At 63.8% G+C, this 19,062-nt stretch carries 19 protein-coding genes; 10 read left to right on the top strand and 9 right to left on the bottom strand.

Features of this window, described 5'->3' with window-relative positions:
- Window positions 1-3 precede the first annotated feature (3 nt).
- From C6C15_RS02805 to C6C15_RS02765, 9 genes are all read left to right on the top strand, one after another.
- Window positions 4-918, top strand: a complete 915-nt coding sequence (locus C6C15_RS02805; RefSeq protein WP_029266230.1) for a cation diffusion facilitator family transporter — start codon at window positions 4-6, stop codon at window positions 916-918.
- Window positions 911-1,603, top strand: coding sequence for a copper resistance CopC family protein (locus C6C15_RS02800; protein WP_029266231.1), 693 nt, complete (start codon window positions 911-913; stop codon window positions 1,601-1,603). The genes C6C15_RS02805 and C6C15_RS02800 overlap by 8 nt, the downstream gene beginning before the upstream one ends.
- A 19-nt stretch (window positions 1,604-1,622) precedes the next feature.
- Entirely contained in the window at window positions 1,623-2,132 is a 510-nt protein-coding gene (locus C6C15_RS02795) for a signal peptidase II (protein ID WP_231868231.1), read from the top strand.
- Entirely contained in the window at window positions 2,129-2,464 is a 336-nt protein-coding gene (locus C6C15_RS02790; RefSeq protein WP_029266233.1) for a DUF6804 family protein, read from the top strand. The genes C6C15_RS02795 and C6C15_RS02790 overlap by 4 nt, the downstream gene beginning before the upstream one ends.
- Window positions 2,465-2,489: 25 nt before the next feature.
- Entirely contained in the window at window positions 2,490-3,440 is a 951-nt protein-coding gene (locus C6C15_RS02785) for a cytochrome c oxidase assembly protein (protein ID WP_029266234.1), read from the top strand.
- Window positions 3,441-3,510: 70 nt separating this feature from the next.
- Entirely contained in the window at window positions 3,511-5,034 is a 1,524-nt protein-coding gene (gene lnt / locus C6C15_RS02780) for an apolipoprotein N-acyltransferase (protein ID WP_051667918.1), read from the top strand.
- Window positions 5,031-5,534, top strand: coding sequence for a DUF3515 family protein (locus C6C15_RS02775; RefSeq protein WP_036331304.1), 504 nt, complete (start codon window positions 5,031-5,033; stop codon window positions 5,532-5,534). Before lnt ends, C6C15_RS02775 begins: the two co-directional genes overlap by 4 nt.
- Window positions 5,531-7,435, top strand: coding sequence for a cytochrome c oxidase assembly protein (locus tag C6C15_RS02770; RefSeq protein ID WP_062635481.1), 1,905 nt, complete (start codon window positions 5,531-5,533; stop codon window positions 7,433-7,435). Before C6C15_RS02775 ends, C6C15_RS02770 begins: the two co-directional genes overlap by 4 nt.
- Window positions 7,432-8,094 (top strand): copper resistance CopC family protein, encoded by a 663-nt coding sequence (locus C6C15_RS02765; RefSeq protein WP_051667920.1) that lies wholly within the window; start codon window positions 7,432-7,434, stop codon window positions 8,092-8,094. The genes C6C15_RS02770 and C6C15_RS02765 overlap by 4 nt, the downstream gene beginning before the upstream one ends.
- Window positions 8,095-8,595: 501 nt before the next feature.
- Here the strand turns inward: C6C15_RS02765 and C6C15_RS02760 are convergent.
- From C6C15_RS02760 to C6C15_RS02730, 7 genes are all read right to left on the bottom strand, one after another.
- A complete protein-coding gene (locus C6C15_RS02760) occupies window positions 8,596-9,063 on the bottom strand; it encodes a signal peptidase II (protein WP_231868230.1) in 468 nt (155 codons plus the stop codon).
- A complete protein-coding gene (locus C6C15_RS02755) occupies window positions 9,060-9,668 on the bottom strand; it encodes a cadmium resistance transporter (protein WP_029266243.1) in 609 nt (202 codons plus the stop codon). The genes C6C15_RS02760 and C6C15_RS02755 overlap by 4 nt, the downstream gene beginning before the upstream one ends.
- The gene (locus C6C15_RS02750) at window positions 9,668-11,584 is read right to left on the bottom strand and encodes a heavy metal translocating P-type ATPase (RefSeq protein WP_062635479.1); all 1,917 of its coding nucleotides are present in this window, start codon (window positions 11,582-11,584) and stop codon (window positions 9,668-9,670) included. Before C6C15_RS02750 ends, C6C15_RS02755 begins: the two co-directional genes overlap by 1 nt.
- Window positions 11,581-11,940, bottom strand: a complete 360-nt coding sequence (gene cmtR, locus C6C15_RS02745; RefSeq protein WP_081859720.1) for a Cd(II)/Pb(II)-sensing metalloregulatory transcriptional regulator CmtR — start codon at window positions 11,938-11,940, stop codon at window positions 11,581-11,583. The genes C6C15_RS02750 and cmtR overlap by 4 nt, the downstream gene beginning before the upstream one ends.
- 267 nt (window positions 11,941-12,207) lie before the next feature.
- Window positions 12,208-12,987, bottom strand: coding sequence for a cytochrome c biogenesis CcdA family protein (locus C6C15_RS02740; protein WP_029266247.1), 780 nt, complete (start codon window positions 12,985-12,987; stop codon window positions 12,208-12,210).
- A 16-nt stretch (window positions 12,988-13,003) separates the two neighbouring features.
- Entirely contained in the window at window positions 13,004-13,654 is a 651-nt protein-coding gene (locus C6C15_RS02735) for a TlpA family protein disulfide reductase (protein WP_029266249.1), read from the bottom strand.
- A gap of 1,001 nt (window positions 13,655-14,655) precedes the next feature.
- The gene (locus C6C15_RS02730; protein ID WP_029266251.1) at window positions 14,656-15,261 is read right to left on the bottom strand and encodes an HAD domain-containing protein; all 606 of its coding nucleotides are present in this window, start codon (window positions 15,259-15,261) and stop codon (window positions 14,656-14,658) included.
- A gap of 459 nt (window positions 15,262-15,720) precedes the next feature.
- Here C6C15_RS02730 and C6C15_RS17010 point away from each other — a divergent pair, with 459 nt between their 5' ends.
- Window positions 15,721-16,398, top strand: a complete 678-nt coding sequence (locus tag C6C15_RS17010; protein ID WP_136025420.1) for a hypothetical protein — start codon at window positions 15,721-15,723, stop codon at window positions 16,396-16,398.
- Window positions 16,399-16,571: 173 nt separating this feature from the next.
- On the opposite strand, the gene C6C15_RS02720 is transcribed toward C6C15_RS17010, so the two are convergent.
- Window positions 16,572-17,891: a 5-methylcytosine restriction system specificity protein McrC gene (locus tag C6C15_RS02720; RefSeq protein ID WP_158698516.1), complete on the bottom strand. Its 1,320-nt coding sequence runs from the start codon at window positions 17,889-17,891 to the stop codon at window positions 16,572-16,574.
- A complete protein-coding gene (locus C6C15_RS02715) occupies window positions 17,876-19,057 on the bottom strand; it encodes an AAA family ATPase (RefSeq protein ID WP_158698515.1) in 1,182 nt (393 codons plus the stop codon). Before C6C15_RS02715 ends, C6C15_RS02720 begins: the two co-directional genes overlap by 16 nt.
- Window positions 19,058-19,062: the final 5 nt, after the last annotated feature.

Raw genomic sequence — 19,062 nt, 5'->3', positions numbered from 1 at the left:
ACCATGACAGAAGCAGGGCACTCGCACGGAGTGGGTGACGCCACTCCCCGCAATCGTCTGATCATCGCTTTCGCGATCACCTCCTCGGTCTTCGTCATCGAGGTGATCGGGGCGATCATCACCGGCAGCCTCGCACTACTCGTCGATGCGGCGCACATGCTCACCGATGTCACCGGGTTGGCTATGGCCGTCACCGCGGCGCATCTCATGAATCGCCCTCCCACCCCCAAGTACACCTTTGGCCTGCAAAGGACCGAGGTTCTCGGAGCACTCGCCCAAGCAGCGCTGCTCCTCGGGGTCGGCATCTTCGCGCTCGTCGAAGGTATACGGCGGCTCTTCGAACCCCCAGAGATCGCGTCAGGAAGCCTGCTGTTCTTCGGTATCGTCGGCCTGGTCGCCAACATCGCATCCATGCTCGTCCTGTTCAGCGGCCGCGGACGCAATCTCAACATGCGCGCCGCATTCCTCGAGGTCGTCAACGACGCCCTCGGCTCCGTAGGCGTGATCGCCAGCGCGATCCTCATCGCCGCTTTCGGCTGGTATCAGGCCGATGCCGTCGCCGGTATCTTGATCGCCCTGCTCATCATCCCTCGCACGCTCATCCTGTTGCGAGCATCCGGACGTGTGCTGTTGGAATCGACACCCCCGGGTCTCGATCTGGACGATGTCCGCCGCCACATCCTTGCCCTTCCGCACGTGGTCGCGGTGCATGATCTGCACGCGACTCAGGTCTCAACGGACCTCCCCACCCTCAGTGCCCACGTCGTGGTCGACGACACCGTCACCATGGAGACCTCCGCGGCGTTGCTGACAACTCTTCAGGAGTGCGTCAGCGAGCACTTCGCCGTCAGCATCGAGCACTCCACTTTCCAGATCGAACCCGAATCGCATCCCGGAGAGCACGACACCCATGCATAAGAACCTCCCCAGACGCACCGCCATTGTCTTATCCGCCGTGCTGTTGTCAGGAGCAGTCGTCGTCGCCACCCCGACGGTCGCTGTCGCTGACGACAACTTCGACTCGTCGTACCCCGTTGCCGACTCGACCATCAGCGGCTCGCCTGATGAGATCTCACTGATGTTCACGGGAACCCTCAACAACGAGGCCGGCACGACGATCATCGAGGTCCTTGATGAAGGCGGAGAAGACGTTGCTGTCGATTCGCCGACGGTGAGCGGTCAATCGATCACTCAGCATCTCTCCCCGGAAGCCGCCGATGGTCTGTTCACAGTGCGCTGGAAGACAGTCTCTGGGGACGGGCATCCGATCAGCGGGCAGTTCTCGTACACCGTCGGACAGCCCGGACCGAGTACGAAAACCGCGCCACCCGCAACGCCGAGCCCCAATCCCAGTCCCAGCCCGGAAGAATCCGACAACACTACGGAGGAGCCAGAGCCCGCTCCTGCCAGGCAGACATACGGTGGCACACCATCAGGCGGAGCAGAGTCCGAGATGCTGCCCGTGTTCTTCGTCGGCGGCCTGGCAGTGATTCTCGGGTTCGGCGTCGTCGGAGTGATTCTGGCCGGACGCCGGCGCCACCAGCAAGACCGTGCCCAGGCTTCTAGAGATACGGCGGCTGGGGAGGGGGGTCACGATGCGTGACCGGGCACGAAGGTTCGCCGTGGTGTTGATCATCGCCGCGATCGTCACTTTGGTCGATCAGGGAACCAAGGCCCTCGCTCTGAGCTCATTGAGCCAGGATCAGCGCATACCCCTGGTCGGCGATTGGCTCGGTCTTCAATTGGCGTTCAACCCGGGGGCGATCTTCTCGTTGGGCGAAGATGCGACCTGGGTCATCACTGTCGTCGGCGTCATCGCGACCACTCTGCTCGTGGGAGCCGCTACGCGAACCCAAAACGCATGGTCAGCAGTCGGCTTCGGTTTCATCGTGGGAGGCGCGATCGGCAACCTCATCGATCGCCTCTTCTCTCCCCCGTCGTTCGGAATCGGACACGTCACCGACTTCCTCGCCTACGGAAACCTCTTCATCGGAAATCTGGCCGATGTCGCCCTGGGTATCGGCGCCGTGTTCCTTGTGATCGCGGGTCTGCGCGCCAGTCGCCGACACTCCTCGCCTTCTCGCCCCGAATCCACAGATCCCGCACCAGCCGAAGAGATGGCCCGCCCATGAGCCCCAAACAACGTGTTCCCTCCACCTATCAGCGCAATGCTCTCGCCCCCAGCCTCGTCGCTGCCGCCATCCTGTTTCTCGCGCCTTTGCTCGTCCAGGCGGGCTGGGCGCCACTCGTCCTGTTTGTTGCGTCGATTTTCGGGCTGATCATCGCATGGTTCGCCGTGCAGGCCCGTCATTGGTGGTGGGTACCGATCTTCGTCGCGGTGGCTGTGCTCTGGAATCCGGTGATGCCCTTCCCCTTCTCCGGTGTCGTGTGGGAGATAGCTCAGCCCGTCGCCGCTGTGGTCTTCCTGGCGGCGGGGGCGACGATCAAGGTGATCCGGAAATGATCTGCGGGAACCTCGCGTCAACACCATGCTTGTGAGCGGCGCGATCCCCGACACTCCGCCAACGCTGCAGTCCTTGCTCGCGCCGGCGGATCTGACCATTCCTGTGTTGCCCGTCATCGCCGGAGTCCTTGCGGCCCTCTATCTCGTCGGAGCGGTCCGCCTATGGATGCATGGTCGGCGCTGGTCCGTCTGGCGGACCGTCAGCTTTCTTCTCGGATGTGTTCTCCTGGCGGCAGTCACTGGCCTTGGGGTAGAGGCGTACGGAGAAGTCCTTGTCTCTGTGTTCATGTTCCAGCAGCTGACCCTGATGATGACGGTGCCGCCGTTGCTGGTTCTGGGCTCGCCGGGCACTCTTCTCCTCCGAGCGACACCGCACCGTGGAGCCGGCCGGATGATCCTCACGGCAGCGCATACCGGTCTTCGGAGTCGCGCCGCCAGGTGGTTGCTCAGCCCGTGGTGCACGGTTCCCCTCTACCTGTTCGCCTTCTACGGCCTCTACCTCGCGGGCTCGGCGGACGTCATCCTCGCCCTGCCTGCCGGCCACGTCATGCTCGAGTTGGCGTTCCTCCTCGCCGGCGTGCTGTTCACCATTCCGATCCTGTCTTCGGATCCACTCCCGGTGAGGTTGGGTCACGGAGCGCGGGCACTCGATGTGTTCGCCGAAGCCGCACTCCACGCGTTTTTCGGAGTGTTTCTCATGATGGCCAGCACGATCCTGGTCGGTTCGTTCGTCGCACCCACGGAGGCCCTGGGCGTCGACCCCCTCGAAGATCAACAGCTTGCCGGCGCGCTGGCTTGGTCGTATGGCGAAGCGCCCACGGTGCTGATGCTGGTGTACGTGATGCACCGCTGGTTCCGCAGCGACACGGCCGCTGCTGCTGCTGCAGACCGGTACGTCGATCTGCATGGGAACTCAGAGCTCGACGCGTATAACTCCTACCTCAGCAAACTGAACTCTGATGACCCTCAACGTTGATGCAGTCGTGAGGCGCCCAATCGCCTCCCGCAGGAGGTGTAGTCGTCACATCGGGTTCGATCCACGCACCATGTCGACGGCAGTACCGTTGCCCGTTGCGATAGTCGCGTCCGCTATCGCCGGCGCCGCGCTGGATCTTGCGTACCCGGAGCTCGGCTGGTGGCCCGTGGCCTTTGCGAGTGTGACGATCGGCCTGTGGACACTGCGCGGGCGTTCGCTACCCGCGGCGTTCTTGGTTGCCCTCGTCTACGGGGCCGCGTTCTATTTCACCCACCTCGTCTGGGTCTCACGATTTCTCGGCCCCATCCCCTGGGTGGCGTTGGCCGGACTGGAATCGCTGCTCTTTGGTGCCGGTGGGATGCTGATTGCGCTCGCATATAGGGTGATGACCAGCCGCTCGCGGTGCGGATATTCCATGATCACGCCTGCGCTCATCGCAGGCGTGTGGGTGCTGCGCGAAACCGTGATGGGAACTTTCCCTTACACGGGGTTCCCCTGGGCGCGGATCGGATTCACCCTTACTCAAAGCCCGTTCGCGGAAGCCGCCTCCTGGGTGGGAACTACCGGGCTCTCCTTCCTGACGGTCCTCATCTGCGCGAGCAGCTTGGACGCACTCGCTCATCGACGACGGCGACCGGGAGCAGTCGCAGTTCTCGCTCTCACTGCCACCGCGCTCGCCCCCCTGTTCCCCACTACGCAGGCAGGTGCCATACGTGTCGGATGGGTGCAAGGAAACGGACCAAGCGGCTACTTCGACACCAAAGCACCCGGCGACATCATGCGGGCTCAGGAAGGGGCGACAGCTCCTCTCCTCGGTCGGGGGATGGATCTTCTCGTCTGGCCAGAAGGCGCAGTCGACGCGGATCCTTTCCAGGATGCAGACGTCACCGACCGGCTTGACCGACTCGTAGCAGACGCCGGCGCTCCGGTGTTGGTGAATGCGGCGACCGTGCGCGGCGACGATACTTTCAATACGTCGATCCTGTGGACGAGCGCCGGACCGCAGCAGATCCACGACAAAGCCAACCCCGTGCCTTTCGGCGAATACGTCCCGGACCGTTGGTTCTACGAGGCCATCGCTCCTGACCTCATCGGACTCATTCAGCGCGAGTACACGCCTGGCTCAAACACGCCCCTCGTGAACGTCGGCGGTGTTCCCGTCGGTCTGGCGATCTGTTTCGACGTCATCTACGACAACGTCATTGAGGACAGCGCGGCGAAGGGCGCACAACTGTACGTGTTCCAGACGAACAACGCCGACTTCAGAGGCACAGATGAGAACCTCCAGCAGCTCGCTATTGCGCGTATGCGCGCCATCGAAACCGGAAGAAGCATCGTGAACGTGTCGACGACCGGCACGAGCCAGGTCATCCGCCCTGATGGGACCCCACTTGCAGAGCTCGCGGTGAACACGCAAGGCGCAAACGTCACCGAAGTGCCCCTCTATACCGGGACCACGCCAGCGGTGGTTCTTATGCCGTGGATCGGGTGGGCGTTGAGCATGGGAACCGTATTGATGCTGCTCGTCACCACCGCTACTCGTCAGCAGCGAGCGGGCGAGGATTTCCGTTTTCACGAAGGGAACACGCTGTGAAGACAAAATCGCTCTCGCTTGGTGCGGCGTTCGGCGCGCTGCTTCTGCTCAGCGGGTGCGCTCCCACCGTGCATCTCGAGGCGGCTCCGAAAGCGAACGATCCGTTGTGCGCGGAGGTCACGGCCCGGCTACCCGACTCTATCGGTGATCAGGCGCGGGTGTGGACGGACGCGCAAGCCACTGGCGCATGGGGAAGTCCCACCAGCGTGCTGCTCACCTGCGGGCTGGACTCACCGGCTCCCACCACGCTGCAATGTGTGAGTTTGGGGGGCGTCGATTGGATCGTGGACGAAGCGGAGACACCAAATCTACGGTTGACGACCTACGGGCGGGAGCCCGCAGCGCAAGTGTATGTGGACACGACGACGTTGTCGGCCGACGCCGTTCTCCAAGCACTTGCCGGAGCGATTCAGCAGCTTCCGAAGAACGATGCGTGCACAGAACCGATCACGAAAGACCCTGACGAAGAAACCTCTTCGACGGAGGGAGCGACACCGTGACGCCTCCTATTCTCCGCGTCGCCGGGCTGACGATTTTCGTCGTCTCTGCAATCGTCGCCGTCGTCATCGGGCTGGTGATCGGCGGAGGAGCTGCACCGAGGCTGACCAGCGACCCCGGCGCGGTGGTTCGCTGGGGCCTCCCGGTCGCGAAACTACTCGTCAACCTCTCTGGCGCTGCAATGGTAGGACCACTCGTGTTCGCTCTGTTCGCTCTCGCATCCGGCACGAAGCCCTTCCTCACCGCGCTCAATCTTGCCTCGGCGGGTGCCGCAATTCTTACCGTCGCGAGCGGGACGGTCACCTTCCTCACCTTCCTGTCCTCGTTCAACCCGAAGGTGAGCCTGGAGGCAGAGTTCGGCGCACAACTGGGCCGTTTCCTCCTCGACACCGAGCTTGGAAGATCTTGGCTCATCACCGCCATCTTCGCGTCGGTCGTGACCGTGCTCGCATTCGCGGTGCGCGGCTACGGTGCCGTGCTCGTCACAACGATGCTCGCGATCATCAGCCTGATTCCGATGTCCACTCAGGGGCACTCCGGGGAACTGGCCAACCACGACGCGGCAGTCATGTCTCTCACCCTGCATATCGTTTCGGCGGCGGTGTGGCTCGGCGGGCTCACATTGCTCATCGTGATCCGTCCGGGCCTTCCATCGTCCACCCTCGAGGACATACTCCGACGGTACTCGACGTTGGCACTCATCGCCTTCGTCGTCGTCGCCGTATCGGGGTATGCCCGGGCGCTCACTGCCCTCGGACGATGGGACGACCTCGTCACGCCGTATGGGCTGATCCTGCTCGCAAAGATCCTCGCGCTGGTGGTGATGGGCATCCTCGGAGCCGCCTACCGCGGTCGACTCATCGCAAAAGCGGGCGAGGGCCGCAACACCTTCTGGATGTTCGTGTGCGTCGAGCTGGCATTCATGGGTATCGCAAGCGGCGCCGCCGCGGCCCTTGCCCGAACAGCCGCACCCGCGGACACGATCACGATTCCTCAGACCACGGCCGCGGAGATCCTCACCGACGCCCCAGTCCCGCCAGAATTCACGACGGAGCGATGGTTCACGGCGTGGAGCATTGATCTGCTGTGGGTGATTGTGGGAGGTTTCGCGGTGTTCTTCTACCTTGCCGGGGTGGAGCGCATGAGACGTCTCGGGCAGCCTTGGCCGATGCGGCGCACCATCGGCTGGGTGATCGGGATGGGCGCGCTCGTGTGGACCACCAGTGGCCCGCTCGCTGTGTACGACGAACCTCTGATCAGTATGCGTTTCCTCTCTTTCGCACTTCTCGGCCTCGTCATACCGGTACTTCTCGTTTCCGCTGCGCCCCTCGTGCTCGCACTCACCGTCATACATCCTCGGGACGACGACAGCCGCGGAGCTCTCGAATGGCTTCTGTGGGTTGCCGCCAGCCGAACAATTCGGCTGGCGCTCAACCCCATCATCACCGCCATACTGTTCACCGCCACGATGTGGCTGATCACATACTCGGACCTCTTCCGATGGTCGCTTTACGACCAACTCGGAAGCGAATGGATGATCACGCACCTCCTCGTTATCGGGTGCCTCTTCGTCAGTTCGCTCTTCCGGCGCAATGGCGCCGTGCCCGCTCCCGGGCGATCTCGGCGGTGGACCTTCACCGCACTCATCACTCTGACTCTGACGACGGTGTTCATCGGCATCGCCACCATCACCCGAACAGACCTCATCGTCGCCGAGTGGTTCGGCGCCATGGGACGGAGCTGGGGATCCACCCCGCTCCAGGACCAGCGCGTCGGAGGAATCATCATCGTCGGAATCGCGGCTTTGCTCGCGGCCCTGATCGCAGCCTCGGTGCTGCGCCCCCAGCGCACAAACTCAGTTACCCTCCCCACGCACACCTCCCGAAAGGACGCATCGCGGTGACCTCGACCCGACGCCCGACCTGGCTCGCCGGCAGCATCATGACCCTGATTGCCTTGAGCATCATCGTCGCCCCCGCACCCGCGGCCATGGCGCACGATAACCTCCTCGACGCGGTACCCGCGCCGGAAGAGACGGTGACACAGCTCGACGCCGTCGCCCTCACCTTCAGCGGAGAGCTCATCGACTTCAGCCAGGCCAGCTTCGCGCAGGTCCAAGGCCCCGATGGTCTGTACTACGAGAGCGCGTGCTCGACTATCGACCGCAACGTCCTCACCACTCCGGTGAGACTCGGAAAACCTGGTGTCTACACCGTCCTCTGGAACGCGGTCTCCAGCGATGGGCACCCCATCTCCGAGAGCTACACGTTCACCTACGCACCGACAGGCGTGGACCCCGAATTCGGGTGGGACAAACCAGCATGCGGAAATGAAGAGTCCCGCGCTCAACCCGGTAAGTCGACTCCGTCGCCTACCCCCACAACGAGCGGTGAAACGGAAAACTCAGAGCCGTCGTCGGCACCGACATCCCCACCCCAGGACGAAACCACAGCCATCGCGATTCCCCTCATCATCGCCGTAGGCGTGGTCGGAGTTGGCGTCATCGCCACAGCTCTCGTCGCACGACAGTTGCGCCGAAAGAAGGATCAGCGCCATGACTGATGTACGGACCCCGGCCATCGGGTCGCAGCGACGACGCAGTTACGCGCCGACCATACCCAGCGCGAATCAGTCACATGTGGCGAGGTGCCACGGAAGCGGCAGCCCCCCAGGAGACGATGGACGCGCGAACACGTTATCCATGCGACTGAAAGAAGGGAAAGCGTGAACGCCCACATCGCGAACGAAGCAGCTGCATCATCCGAGGACTGCGGGTGCGCGCCCACCCCCGCTGAACGCGACTCCTTCTGGAAGCTGCGCATCAGCCGGCGCGGGGCGCTCGGACATCGCGCCCTCAGCGCCGTTGCTCTCGCCAGCTTCGGCATCACCTCCGGCGTGTCCGCCCCGTACGCGGCGTCCTATCTCGGTTGGGACGATTTCCAACGAGTCAAAAGCAACGAAGCGGCCAAAGCCGCGGAGGTCACGCGCGTCGGAGGGCTGGTCCAGTCGCTGCCGCAGAAGGTCGCCGAGACTAGGAGTGCGCCGCGATCGCCGCTGCGAAGATCACGATGTCGGCGATGTTCCCGATGAACCAGTTCCCATAGGCGAGGAAGTCCACGACATGTCCGCGGGCGAATCCAGGCCCCGAAAGAGACGATCGCCTGCGTGTGATGCTGCAGCTCCGCCGAGCGCGCCGACGATGATCGCCCAACCTGGGCGCTGAACTCGGAGTGCGAATACGATCGCTGCGATGGTGGCGGCGACGGCGAGTAGCGCGAAGACCCAGGTGTAGCCCTCCCCGAAGGAGAATGCCGCTCCGGGGTTGTAAGCAAGTTGCAACCAGCCAGGCCGCCCGATCAGGGGGATGCGCTCGCGTTCGGTGAGGCTTGCTTCCGCCCACATTTTCGTTCCCTGATCGATCAGAACAACAACCGCGGCGATCAGCAGCGCTCCGCCAGTGAGTTGCCAGCGCTGTGCCGGCGACAATTTCCGCGGAGCGGACGGGCGAGCTTCTGCCTCGGGCGACGTCATGCGAGGACCTCAATCAGACGAACGATGACGCCGGATTCGATCAGGATGAACAGACCCAGACCGATGAACACGGCCGGGACGAGCCAGTGCTCGACGCGTTCCAGCCCCTCAGTGACAGCCTTGTTGGTGCCGATCAGCCGTCCAGCGGCGCACCAGACGGCGACGAGAACGAGGAACACGACGATCATGACGGCGACGTCGCCGGGTGCGGTGGTGCGGAAGATCGGCGTGTACAAAGAGATATTGTCCGCCCCATTGGCAATCGTGATCCCCGCAACACCCCACATTCCAACCGCGGTGATCTTGGCGTCGTCGTCATCGTCATCGCCGTTGCGGCGCAGGCCGGCGACAAGCGTCCAGATACCGATGCCGAGCGGGATCAGGCCGAGGAAACCGACCCATTCGTCCGGGACGATCGTGAGGCCGAGCGCGGCGATCACGCTGATCACGACGAGGGCGATGAACCCGAGGTACTGGCCAGCGACGATCTGCCAGGGCCGGGGCTTCCCCCGGCTTGAGGCGAGGAACAGCACGGTGAGCACGACGATGTCGTCGATGTTGGTCGCTGCGAACAAGCCGATCGCTGATCCGATGGTTGCGAGCATCAGCTTTCCAGCCGCGGAGTGTGTGCGCGGGCGGCTCGCAGCCCGTTGAGGATCACGATGACCTCCGCGACCTCGTGGACCAGGACGACGGCCGCGAGCCCCAGCACTCCGAAGAGTGCGAGCGGGAGCAGTGCCGTGATGATCAGCAGCGACAGGATGATGTTCTGGTTGATGATCCGTCGCCCTCGGCGGGCGTGATCGAACGCCCGTGGGATGAGGCGGAGATCATGGCCGGTGAACGCGACGTCCGCGGATTCGATCGCCGCGTCGGAGCCGGTCGCGCCCATCGCGATACCGATGTCCGCGCCAGCGAGGGCCGGAGCGTCGTTGATGCCGTCGCCGATCATCGCGACCGCCCCTGCCTTCGACAGCTCACCGATCGCGGCCGCCTTGTCTTCGGGGCGCATCTCGGCTCGCACGTCAGTGATGCCGGCCTGCGCAGCCAGTGCACGAGCGGTGCGGGTGTTGTCGCCGGTGAGCATCGTCACGCCGATGCCCTGTCTTGTCAGCGTCCGGACCACGTCGGGGACTTCGGGACGCAGCTCGTCGCGAACGCCGATCGCGGCGACCGGGGACCCGTCACGGTGCACGATCACGACGGTCATGCCCTGCTCCTCGAGCCCCGCCACCCGGTCCGTCAGGTCGTCGGCGTCCAGCCAGCGGGGGCTGCCGACGGTGATTCTCGATCCGTCAACGGTGCCGTCGATGCCGTGCCCGGGCTGCTCGGTCACATCGGCAGCCGCCAGAGTACCCGGGGCCGCTGCGGTGATCGCGGCAGCCAGAGGATGCGTGCTGTGCTGCTCTAACGCTGCCGCCCACGCCAGGGCCTGAGCCTCCGTCACGCCGTTCGCGGTGAGGACGGCGGTGACTGCCGGTTCGTTGCGGGTGAGTGTGCCGGTCTTGTCGACGGCAACGTGGCGGACCGTACCGAAGCGCTCGAAAACAGCACCGGACTTGATGATTACACCGAACTTGCTCGCCGCACCGATCGCGGCGACGACCGTCAGCGGTACCGAGATCGCGAGCGCACACGGAGACGCCGCAACGAGTACCACAAGCGCGCGGGTGATCCACACCTCAGGATCGCCCAGCACCGAACCGATGATCGCGACGAGCGCCGCGAGGATCAGAACGCCTGGCACCAGCGGTCGGGCGATCTTGTCGGCTAGACGAGCACGCTCACCCTTCTCCGTCTGCGCCTTCTCCACCAGCTCAACGATCGTGGTGAGCGAGTTGTCGCTGCCGGCCGCAGTTGTCTCGACCTCCAGTGCACCGACACTGTTGATCGCGCCGGCCGAGACCACATCGCCGGGCTCGACCTCGACCGGGATCGATTCGCCAGTGATAGCCGATGTGTCCAGGCTGGAGCGACCGGAGCGGACGATCCCGTCGGTCGCGATCCTCTCGCCCGGTCGGACAACCATGACCTGACCGACCATCAACTCTCTCGCCTGGACGTGCACGGCAGTGCCGCCCTGCAAGACGGTCGCTGTCTCCGGTACGAGCTTGAGCAGTGCACGCAGCCCGCCGCGGGCGCGGTCCATCGCCTTGTCCTCGAGTGCCTCAGCGATGGAGTACAAGAACGCCAGGGCCGCGGCCTCCTCCACGTAGCCGAGGACGACTGCTCCGATGGCGCTGATTGTCATCAGCAGCCCGATGCCGAGTTTGCCCTTGAAGAGCTTCCGAATCGCACCGGGCGTGAACGTCGACGCACCCAGCAGTAGGCCGATCCAGAACAGTACCAGCGCCGGGATCTCCTGACCCGACCACTCGAGAATCAGTCCGACCAGGAACGCTATGCCGGAGAAAACAGGCACCATGATCCCGCGGTCTCGCCACCAGGGCTGCTCGACCGCGTCGGATTCTTCGTCAGCAGTACTAGAGGGCTCGTGCTCGCAGCCGCACGCCGCGCTCACGCGTCCACTCCCGTCGCGCAGCAACCAGCCACCATGCACGCTGAATCCACGCACGGCGCATGCGCGTCGACAGCCAGCGTCACATCGACGAGCGCGACGAGGGCCGCTGCAAGATGCGGGTCGGCGATCTCGTAGCGGGTCTGGCGACCTTCAGGCTCGGCGACCACGATGCCACAATCGCGTAGGCATGTCAGGTGGTTCGAAACGTTTGAACGGGTAAGGACCAGGTCCCGCGAAAGCACTGCAGGATAACTGGGTCCTTCGAGCAGAGTCATCAAGATCCGTGAGCGCGTGGGATCTGCCATCGCCCGGCCAAGCCGGTTCATCACGTCGATACGGGAAGTAATAGTCAGCACACACTGACTGTACAGCAGTGGATGACCAATCGCTAATGGGCTGCCCACTCCCCACCCCGCGGGCGATGCGCGAACAAGCTTCCATCTCATTCCCTACTCGGTGGCGCCACGACCGTTGTGGGTCGCCAGTCGATCCCCGATGACTGCAACCGCAGGATCCCGCCGTTGACATCGTCTGCACCAAACCGATCGGGGCTGCAGGCATCGGCGGCCATCGAGAGGCTCTCCTCGGAACTCACCGCTTCACTGTCCGCTGCCTCGCCAGTCTTAGAGCGGAAGGATGACGGTGCCCATCACCGCCGTCAGCCGGGACATGATGTCGGTCCAGATTCCGCTTACCATCAAGGCGCCCAGCGCGAGGAGCAGCACCCCGCCGATGGCGTTCACGACGCGGATGTGTCGGCGGAGGAACCCGATTGTCTTCGTCGCCCATCCGAATCCGAGAGCGACGAGCAGGAACGGGATACCGAGGCCCAGGGAGTACGCGAGCCCGAGGAAGCTGGCACGCACGGGATCGCCGGCGTTGAAAGAGATCGCCACGATGGCGGCGAGGGTCGGGCCCATGCAGGGTGCCCAGCCAATGCCCAGCGCGATGCCCAGGAGCGGGGCACCGACAATGCCGTACTTGGAATCGATGTGAAAGCGCAGCTCACGTTGGGCGAAGCCGAAGAAGCCGAGGAACACGAGCCCCATCATGATGATGATCACACCGAGGATCCGTGTGATCAGGTCACCCCACTGCAGCAGGAAGACGCCCACCGTGCCGCTGAGTGCCGTGATGAACACGAAGACGATGCTGAACCCGAAGATGAACAGCAGCACTCCGAACAGTAGCCGTCCTCGCGACGGCGATCCGGCATCCCCGGTTGTTGAGCGAGCTCCGCGAGACGCAGCGCCTCGCGGAGCGGCCGTTCCCCCGAGGAAGCCGAGGTAGCCCGGGACGAGAGGGAGCACGCATGGGGACAGGAACGACACGAGTCCGGCGAGCATGGCGAGAGGGATTGCGAGCCAGAGCGCGCCGGATCCGATGATCGCTTCGGGATTCATAGCGTCGCCGAGATCGTCACGACGACTCCGCGAGGGCGTCCTCGACGAGTGTGGACAGGATTGAGGTACCCTCGATCGGACCGATAATGCGCGCGGCAACACGGCCCTGCTTGTCGAGCACCAGAGTGGTCGGGGTGGCGGCGATCGGAACGACTTTGGCGAAGGCGAGCTTGGCCTCCGCCGTGTCGGCATCGATCAGGCTCGGATAGGTGACACCGAACTCGTTGGCGAATGCGGCGGCGGTATCGGCCTGATCACGGGTGTTGATCCCGACAAACGAGACGCCGTTCCCTTTGTATTCCTGCCAGACGCTCTCCAAGTCGGCCGCCTCGACACGGCAGGGTGCACACCCGGCGTACCAGAAATTAACGACCACAACCTCGCCTGCAAGGTCAGCGCTGTCAAGCTTCTCGCCGGTCTCTGTGATGCCGCCGAAGTCGACAGGGTCTCCACGGTCAGCCTCAGGGATCTCTACGATCGCACCGTCGCCGGAGACAAAGCCCGTGTTTTCTCCGCTGAGAAACGATTCACTGACCGGATCGGGCGCGCAGGCGCTCAGGCCGACGATGAAGACCGCGGCCAGCGCGGCTCCGACCGCACGGAGAGAAGCACGGTTGCGGCAAGAACCACCGGGACGAGTTGCATTGACCGTTGGGGCGAGTGGCACAGTTTTCAATTTACGGGGCGTTCCTATGCGTGACCCCGAAGCCCAGGACGCCCGGCACAACCACTGACCGGACCCGATGACGCCGCGCTCTGCGACCGCGTCGCACAGGCGACGATCCTGACGACAGGCCCGGGCGTGCGCGCCCGCAGCTCACTCACCGCGCCGGTATGGAATGGCGCCCCGCCCCACATATACATGACGGTCCCGAGAACCGGGGATACCCATCCGAGCCACGCGGCTCCCGCAGCGAGTACCCGCGCAGCATCGCGAACAATATTCAGGGTATTCCTCGGTCTAGGCTCCGGGGTCCATCTCCCGCCGAAAACGATCGTCTTCGGCAGTCACCTGGGCGCACTGCTGCAGCGTACGACACGCTGACGAAAACCCACCGCAACCCTCTGCCGAACCCAATACGCACGGAAACGACAAGTGAACAGTTTTGGCTGAATCGCACAACGGCGTGGCCACCGAGCATGGGTGACACATGCTGTCAGCAATGCCAGGCGTGGCACGCAAAGCGGGGTTGTGCCACTTCAACGCGGTTCCGACAGTTAAGCTCGTGCTCAGCCCCATCTCACTTCAAGGGGTGTGTTTCTAACCGCCGATATTCACAGTTATCCGAACTATCGGCGCGAAGCCCCATTTTTCGGGGTTGAGAGCGAAACGTACGGACCGTTCCAGGGGCGGAGCTCAATTCAGGCTCCAGCGGCGGTGCTCAGTCGCCTGAGCCGTTGGGCAACACCCCTTTGCGGAATCCTGGTTGATGGGCCGCGACGTCGCTACGCGCCGCGTGGAACATGCACGCGGCCACAATGAGCGTTAGGCATACGCTGCACGTGTTTACGAGCGCTACGGCGGCACCCAACCACATCTCCCGGACCGAGCATTCGGGGCGGCTGACGTCCCGCGAGTCAGCAGACCTTGACCGCCCGAATGACAGCGCCACCTTTGCCCCGCATCCTCAGCGGCACGACTGGCTACTGGCCTCGGCAAAGGCGCTATTAGGGAGCGTCCTCATTCAGCCAGCTTTCGACCCGCTGCAGATCGCGCGGCAGGAGCCCCGGCAAGGACCTTGTCCGCAGGAGCAGGCGCTGATGATTCTGTTGCGGTCCCCATGGGTCGGCCTTGATGCCCACGTTCCCGATTTCATCGTCGATCCATGCGAATCGCGCCGGCTGCACACGGTCAAGAAGCAGTTCAGCGGCCCGACGCTTCCACCACCACTCGGAGTTCGAGTCGAATGCGATGCTCTGGTCAAAGCGTTGGTCGATGATCGTCTTACCCTCGCGAGTATCCACCGAGGGATGATCTGCGCGATGAGGCATCAGCCCGTCGAGACCGAGCGCAGCCTCGAACTCGTCGAGTAACCACGGCTGCTCCAGCCAGGTAGTCAGCCAGGCGCCCTGGACGTCCGAGCGAGCGAGGATCGCTCGAAGCCTTCCGACCACCAGCGGCCTCCAGCGGATCTTCCACCTACCGACTTCCGCCACGGCCAGTTGCTCTCCGCGAGTGTTCTTAAAGCCGTTGAGCACGCCATCGATGTCCAAGGCGATCAGCGTCACCGTGCGCTCGCTCGGCGTCAACGACGTGACGCTCGGCTGGTCCATTTGTCCATCCCTCACATGGCGTTAATACCACTCGCAGAAAAGGCAAAGCTGCCAATTCGCAGAGTCGCGACGTGCAAAAATGGCGGACTCATTGATACATGAGTAGAAATCCTTTCGGAATGCATCCCGCACTCCACGAAACTTGTGGTTTTAGTCCGCGGCAATGACATATCGTTCAGCTCATGGCACGAACCAACGGAGGGCACGGCGACGGTTCACGACCGACACACGAAGACGTGCAAGCCCTCGTCGACGCCATCGTCCGCTTGTCGGATGACCCTGCATGGCTCATCTCTGCACAGTTCATGCACACGCCGCAGGAGGAACCTCATCGCAGTCGCACGCCAAACTCGAATGCATGGCTCGTAGACGGAGGCGACGTCGAGACGGTTATGAAGATTATCCAGACCGTCGGGCGGCGTTGATCCGGCCGGCAACCCCAAAGATCAAGGAGCACTCGTGACAGGGAACGCATGGCGAGATGAAATGGATCCCTTCCAAGTTCGCATCATCGATGAAACGGCAAAGAGGTTTAGCGATACTCAGGCCCGGCTGACAGGCGACGACCACGCACGGTGGGACAGTCTTCCTCCAGACGCGAAAACGAACGTATCGGACCTCGTCGCTGCTGTGTATATCGCGCACAGTCAAGCACTTGCGGCGATCGTGCCAGAGGCCGGAGAGTTGGTCAGTGGCTCTCCGCAAAGGGCCCCCGAGGCATGCGGATTTGATGACGAGGACTATGACTCAGCGGATGACGAGTACGAGCACGGAGTGGACGATGAGCTCGACGTCATTCTAAGCTCGCGCGGCTGGAGGTCTGCCCGCACGGATCGTAGTCTGCGCCATGACGGCTCAGACCGTTGGTGCCTGCTGAAGCCAGGACGCGTGCAAGTCTTCGTGAGTCCCGTCGTTCGCCGCGGCTTCGAAGTCATGATCTGGGTTGGCGGCGAGTTGTTGGAGCCACAGCTGTTTGAGATCGACACGGCAGCTTTCATCTCCGTCGTTCCTGCAATGGAGCAAGCTGTGGAACGAGCGTCGTTGCGGCAACTAAGCGATGCTGACCTACTGGCCTCGGTTGTAGAGGCTGCGAACCCTGTCATGCGACAGCAATCGGGTAACGCAAGTAGCGAGTAACACCGTTACCAGCGTACGGACAGTAAGCGCCAATATCCCGACTCTAGCGAGCGCTCTGGCTGAGTTTGAGCATCGTTCTCGATGACATTGGCGCGTGTTCCGCGTTCAGAAATCCACGTGAGTGAACGGACGGCGGCCGTTCACGGTGGTGGAGTCGAGGATAACGACCGGTCTCATGGCGCCTCAGGAGGGCTCATCTCGGGCGGAGGAATCAACTCGCCGTCGAGCCAGGCGCTAATCGTCTCGATGAGCAGCTGAGGGCCGTCCGGATGAGCCAACGCCATGAGGTTGAGCGGCAGCGCGGTCAGCTCGATGTCCTCGCTGCCCAGAGCTGACGGCACGCGCCACACGGTCGGCTCAGCACGCTCGGCCACTGGGTACGCCAAGGAGACCCTGCGACAGCCCAGGACGTGGCCCGCGGTGAGGACCTGATACGTGTCCGGGGCCTTCGGGCGTGATCCAACGCGCTTGTACTTGGAGTCGATGACGGCGACCGCCGCGCTCTGATGGTCTCGAAAGACGACATCGGGGGTGGTTTCAAGTCGCGAGCCGTGCCCTGCGATGACCTCGCCGAACTTCGTCGTGTGCTTGCTCACCCGCTCGCCGCGGGAACTCGCGGCTCGGGTGCACAGCCAGTACACGTAGTTCTCGTAGATCGCATCGGAGTTCCAGAGAAAGCCCGACAGAGCGTGCTCACCGCTGGCGTGATGGACGCCCGCACCCTCAAGTAGGAGGAGCCCCACGATTCGTGCCGGCTCGAGCCCTTGGTGCTGTGTGCCCAGCACGATCCGCTGCGCGTCGAGGAGGTGAGGCGGCCTCCGGTCTACATGAGATAGCCCAGCGGCGATTTCCCTCATCGCGCGCGACCGGCCGGGGGCCTTCACGATCGCAGCAAGGCAGTCCGCTGCCCACCGCAGCAGCCGTGCAAGTGAGGTGTCGTCGGTGAGGAGGTCGGCGACGTACGGGAGTTCCCAGGGGCGTGAGATCCACCGGTCGAGGCGCGCCACATCGAGGCTCCCGCGCAGCACCGTTCCGGACGATGCTTCGGTCCAATAACCGCGAGGCAGGCCGCGTGCAGCGCCCTTCGCGTATGACGTCAGAAACATCTCGGCGAGGAGGTCGGGGAGCGAGAACTCGGCCAGTTCGTGTGCGGTGGTGAACGCGTCGTCGACATGCCCGCCCTCGACGATCGAGAGGATGCGCCAAAGCACGGTCTGCCAGCTGCCATCGACCGTGCTAAGAAACTTCGGAGCGATCTCGATGTCGGTGCTTCCGACCCTGACGAGCCCGGTGACCGCCTCTGCCCGCAGCAGTATGCGACCGTCGCCGACGTCCTCCACCCGGATGGGATCGCTCGCGAGACCAAGCGCGCGTCGCCAGCGCTTGTTCGCCTCGGTCAGAGCGACGAGGTCGATCTCATCAACTCGATGCACCGCCGGGGCACCGTACTCCTGGAGTCGGATTCGCGGCGACGCGACTACCGAGCCAGCCACCTGAAGGATCGTTTGATCGTGTCGAGCGGGAGCTCGCTCGTCCGGACCGGCGCGAGGGCACGGGCCTGCGCAGTCCCACTCTTCGACGCCCGCAGGGTCCACGCGTAGTCGCCCGTCGGGGGCGCCGTGTCGACGTGGAGCAGCTGCATGAGCTGCTCGGGCCGTCCCGAGTATCGATCCTCGAGCTGTGGGAAGAGCACGTCGTCCCAGGTTTTCGACAGGCTTCGCCAGGCGTCGGTCTCTGAGATCGGCTGCTCGGATTCGTCGGCGGGCGTCACCGTCGCCGGAATCGGCGTCAGGAGCCCGTGGCCCAGCTCGAACTCCGAGCCGAGGTCGGAGGCGATGACCACGTTGAGCCGATCGAGCAGGAGGTATGCGGTCTGGAACGGGTCCAACGTCTCCAAGTTGTCCTCAGTCGGCGTCGGGATCGCCGTCGTGTCCAGGCCCCAATGACCGGCGAGGGCGTCAAGGTCCGGCCGCATCTCGATCCGGTCGAACCGGCGCGCGAGCGCGCTGTCGATCGGGACCGCAGCGCGATCCACGCTGTTCATGGTGGCGACGACGTAGACGTGCCTCGGGAAGGTAAAGCCGTCGGGGATCGTCGTTGACGCCCCACCCGGCCGATGGAGCTGCTCGCTTGCACCGTCGGCAAACGTCAGCTGTCGGAGCGGCACTGGGAGTGGGACGCTGCCGCCGTCGCGGTAGTCGAAGTCTAGAAAAGTCATGAATTCGCCGAAGATGCGTGCCGCGTTTCCGCGGTTCACCTCGTCGATGAAGATCACCACGGAGTTGTACTTTGAGTCGTCGTCCGCGAGCTCGATCGCCGCATCCAGGAACACGCCGGCCCACGGCTCGAGGCGGGTGCCCTCGGCGTCCATGGCCGGCCTGAGCCCCAGGACGAAATCCTCGTAGCCGTACGACTGATGGAACGTGGTCCACACGACCTTCGCCGGGAGCGGGATCGTGATCGGCTGCTTGGGTCGGCTGAAGGGCGACGCGGCGTCGCTGGGATCGAACAGGATACCGCGGCTGCCTTCCGGAGGCTCCTGCAGCGACTGGAAGAGCTGGCTGATGAGCCGCGTCTTGCCGGTTGCCGGCGGACCGTAGAGCAACACGTTTCGTCCGGCGCCCCACGACGCAAAGATGTCATCGATCTTGTCAGCCACGCTCC

The organism is Microbacterium sp. str. 'China' (assembly GCF_002993305.1).
Classification (GTDB): Bacteria; Actinomycetota; Actinomycetes; order Actinomycetales; family Microbacteriaceae; genus Microbacterium; species Microbacterium paraoxydans.
This window is presented reverse-complemented; position numbering and strand designations above follow the sequence as displayed.

Bases quoted from the DNA above. Each gene is read 5' to 3' on its own strand.
- C6C15_RS02805 (WP_029266230.1), top strand. From the start codon at position 4: ATGACAGAAGCAGGGCACTCGCACGGAGTGGGTGACGCCACTCCCCGC.
- C6C15_RS02800 (WP_029266231.1), top strand. From the start codon at position 911: ATGCATAAGAACCTCCCCAGACGCACCGCCATTGTCTTATCCGCCGTG.
- C6C15_RS02790 (WP_029266233.1), top strand. From the start codon at position 2,129: ATGAGCCCCAAACAACGTGTTCCCTCCACCTATCAGCGCAATGCTCTC.
- C6C15_RS02785 (WP_029266234.1), top strand. From the start codon at position 2,490: ATGCTTGTGAGCGGCGCGATCCCCGACACTCCGCCAACGCTGCAGTCC.
- lnt (WP_051667918.1), top strand. From the start codon at position 3,511: ATGTCGACGGCAGTACCGTTGCCCGTTGCGATAGTCGCGTCCGCTATC.
- C6C15_RS02760 (WP_231868230.1), bottom strand. From the start codon at position 9,063: ATGACGTCGCCCGAGGCAGAAGCTCGCCCGTCCGCTCCGCGGAAATTG.
- C6C15_RS02755 (WP_029266243.1), bottom strand. From the start codon at position 9,668: ATGCTCGCAACCATCGGATCAGCGATCGGCTTGTTCGCAGCGACCAAC.
- C6C15_RS02740 (WP_029266247.1), bottom strand. From the start codon at position 12,987: ATGAATCCCGAAGCGATCATCGGATCCGGCGCGCTCTGGCTCGCAATC.
- C6C15_RS02730 (WP_029266251.1), bottom strand. From the start codon at position 15,261: ATGGACCAGCCGAGCGTCACGTCGTTGACGCCGAGCGAGCGCACGGTG.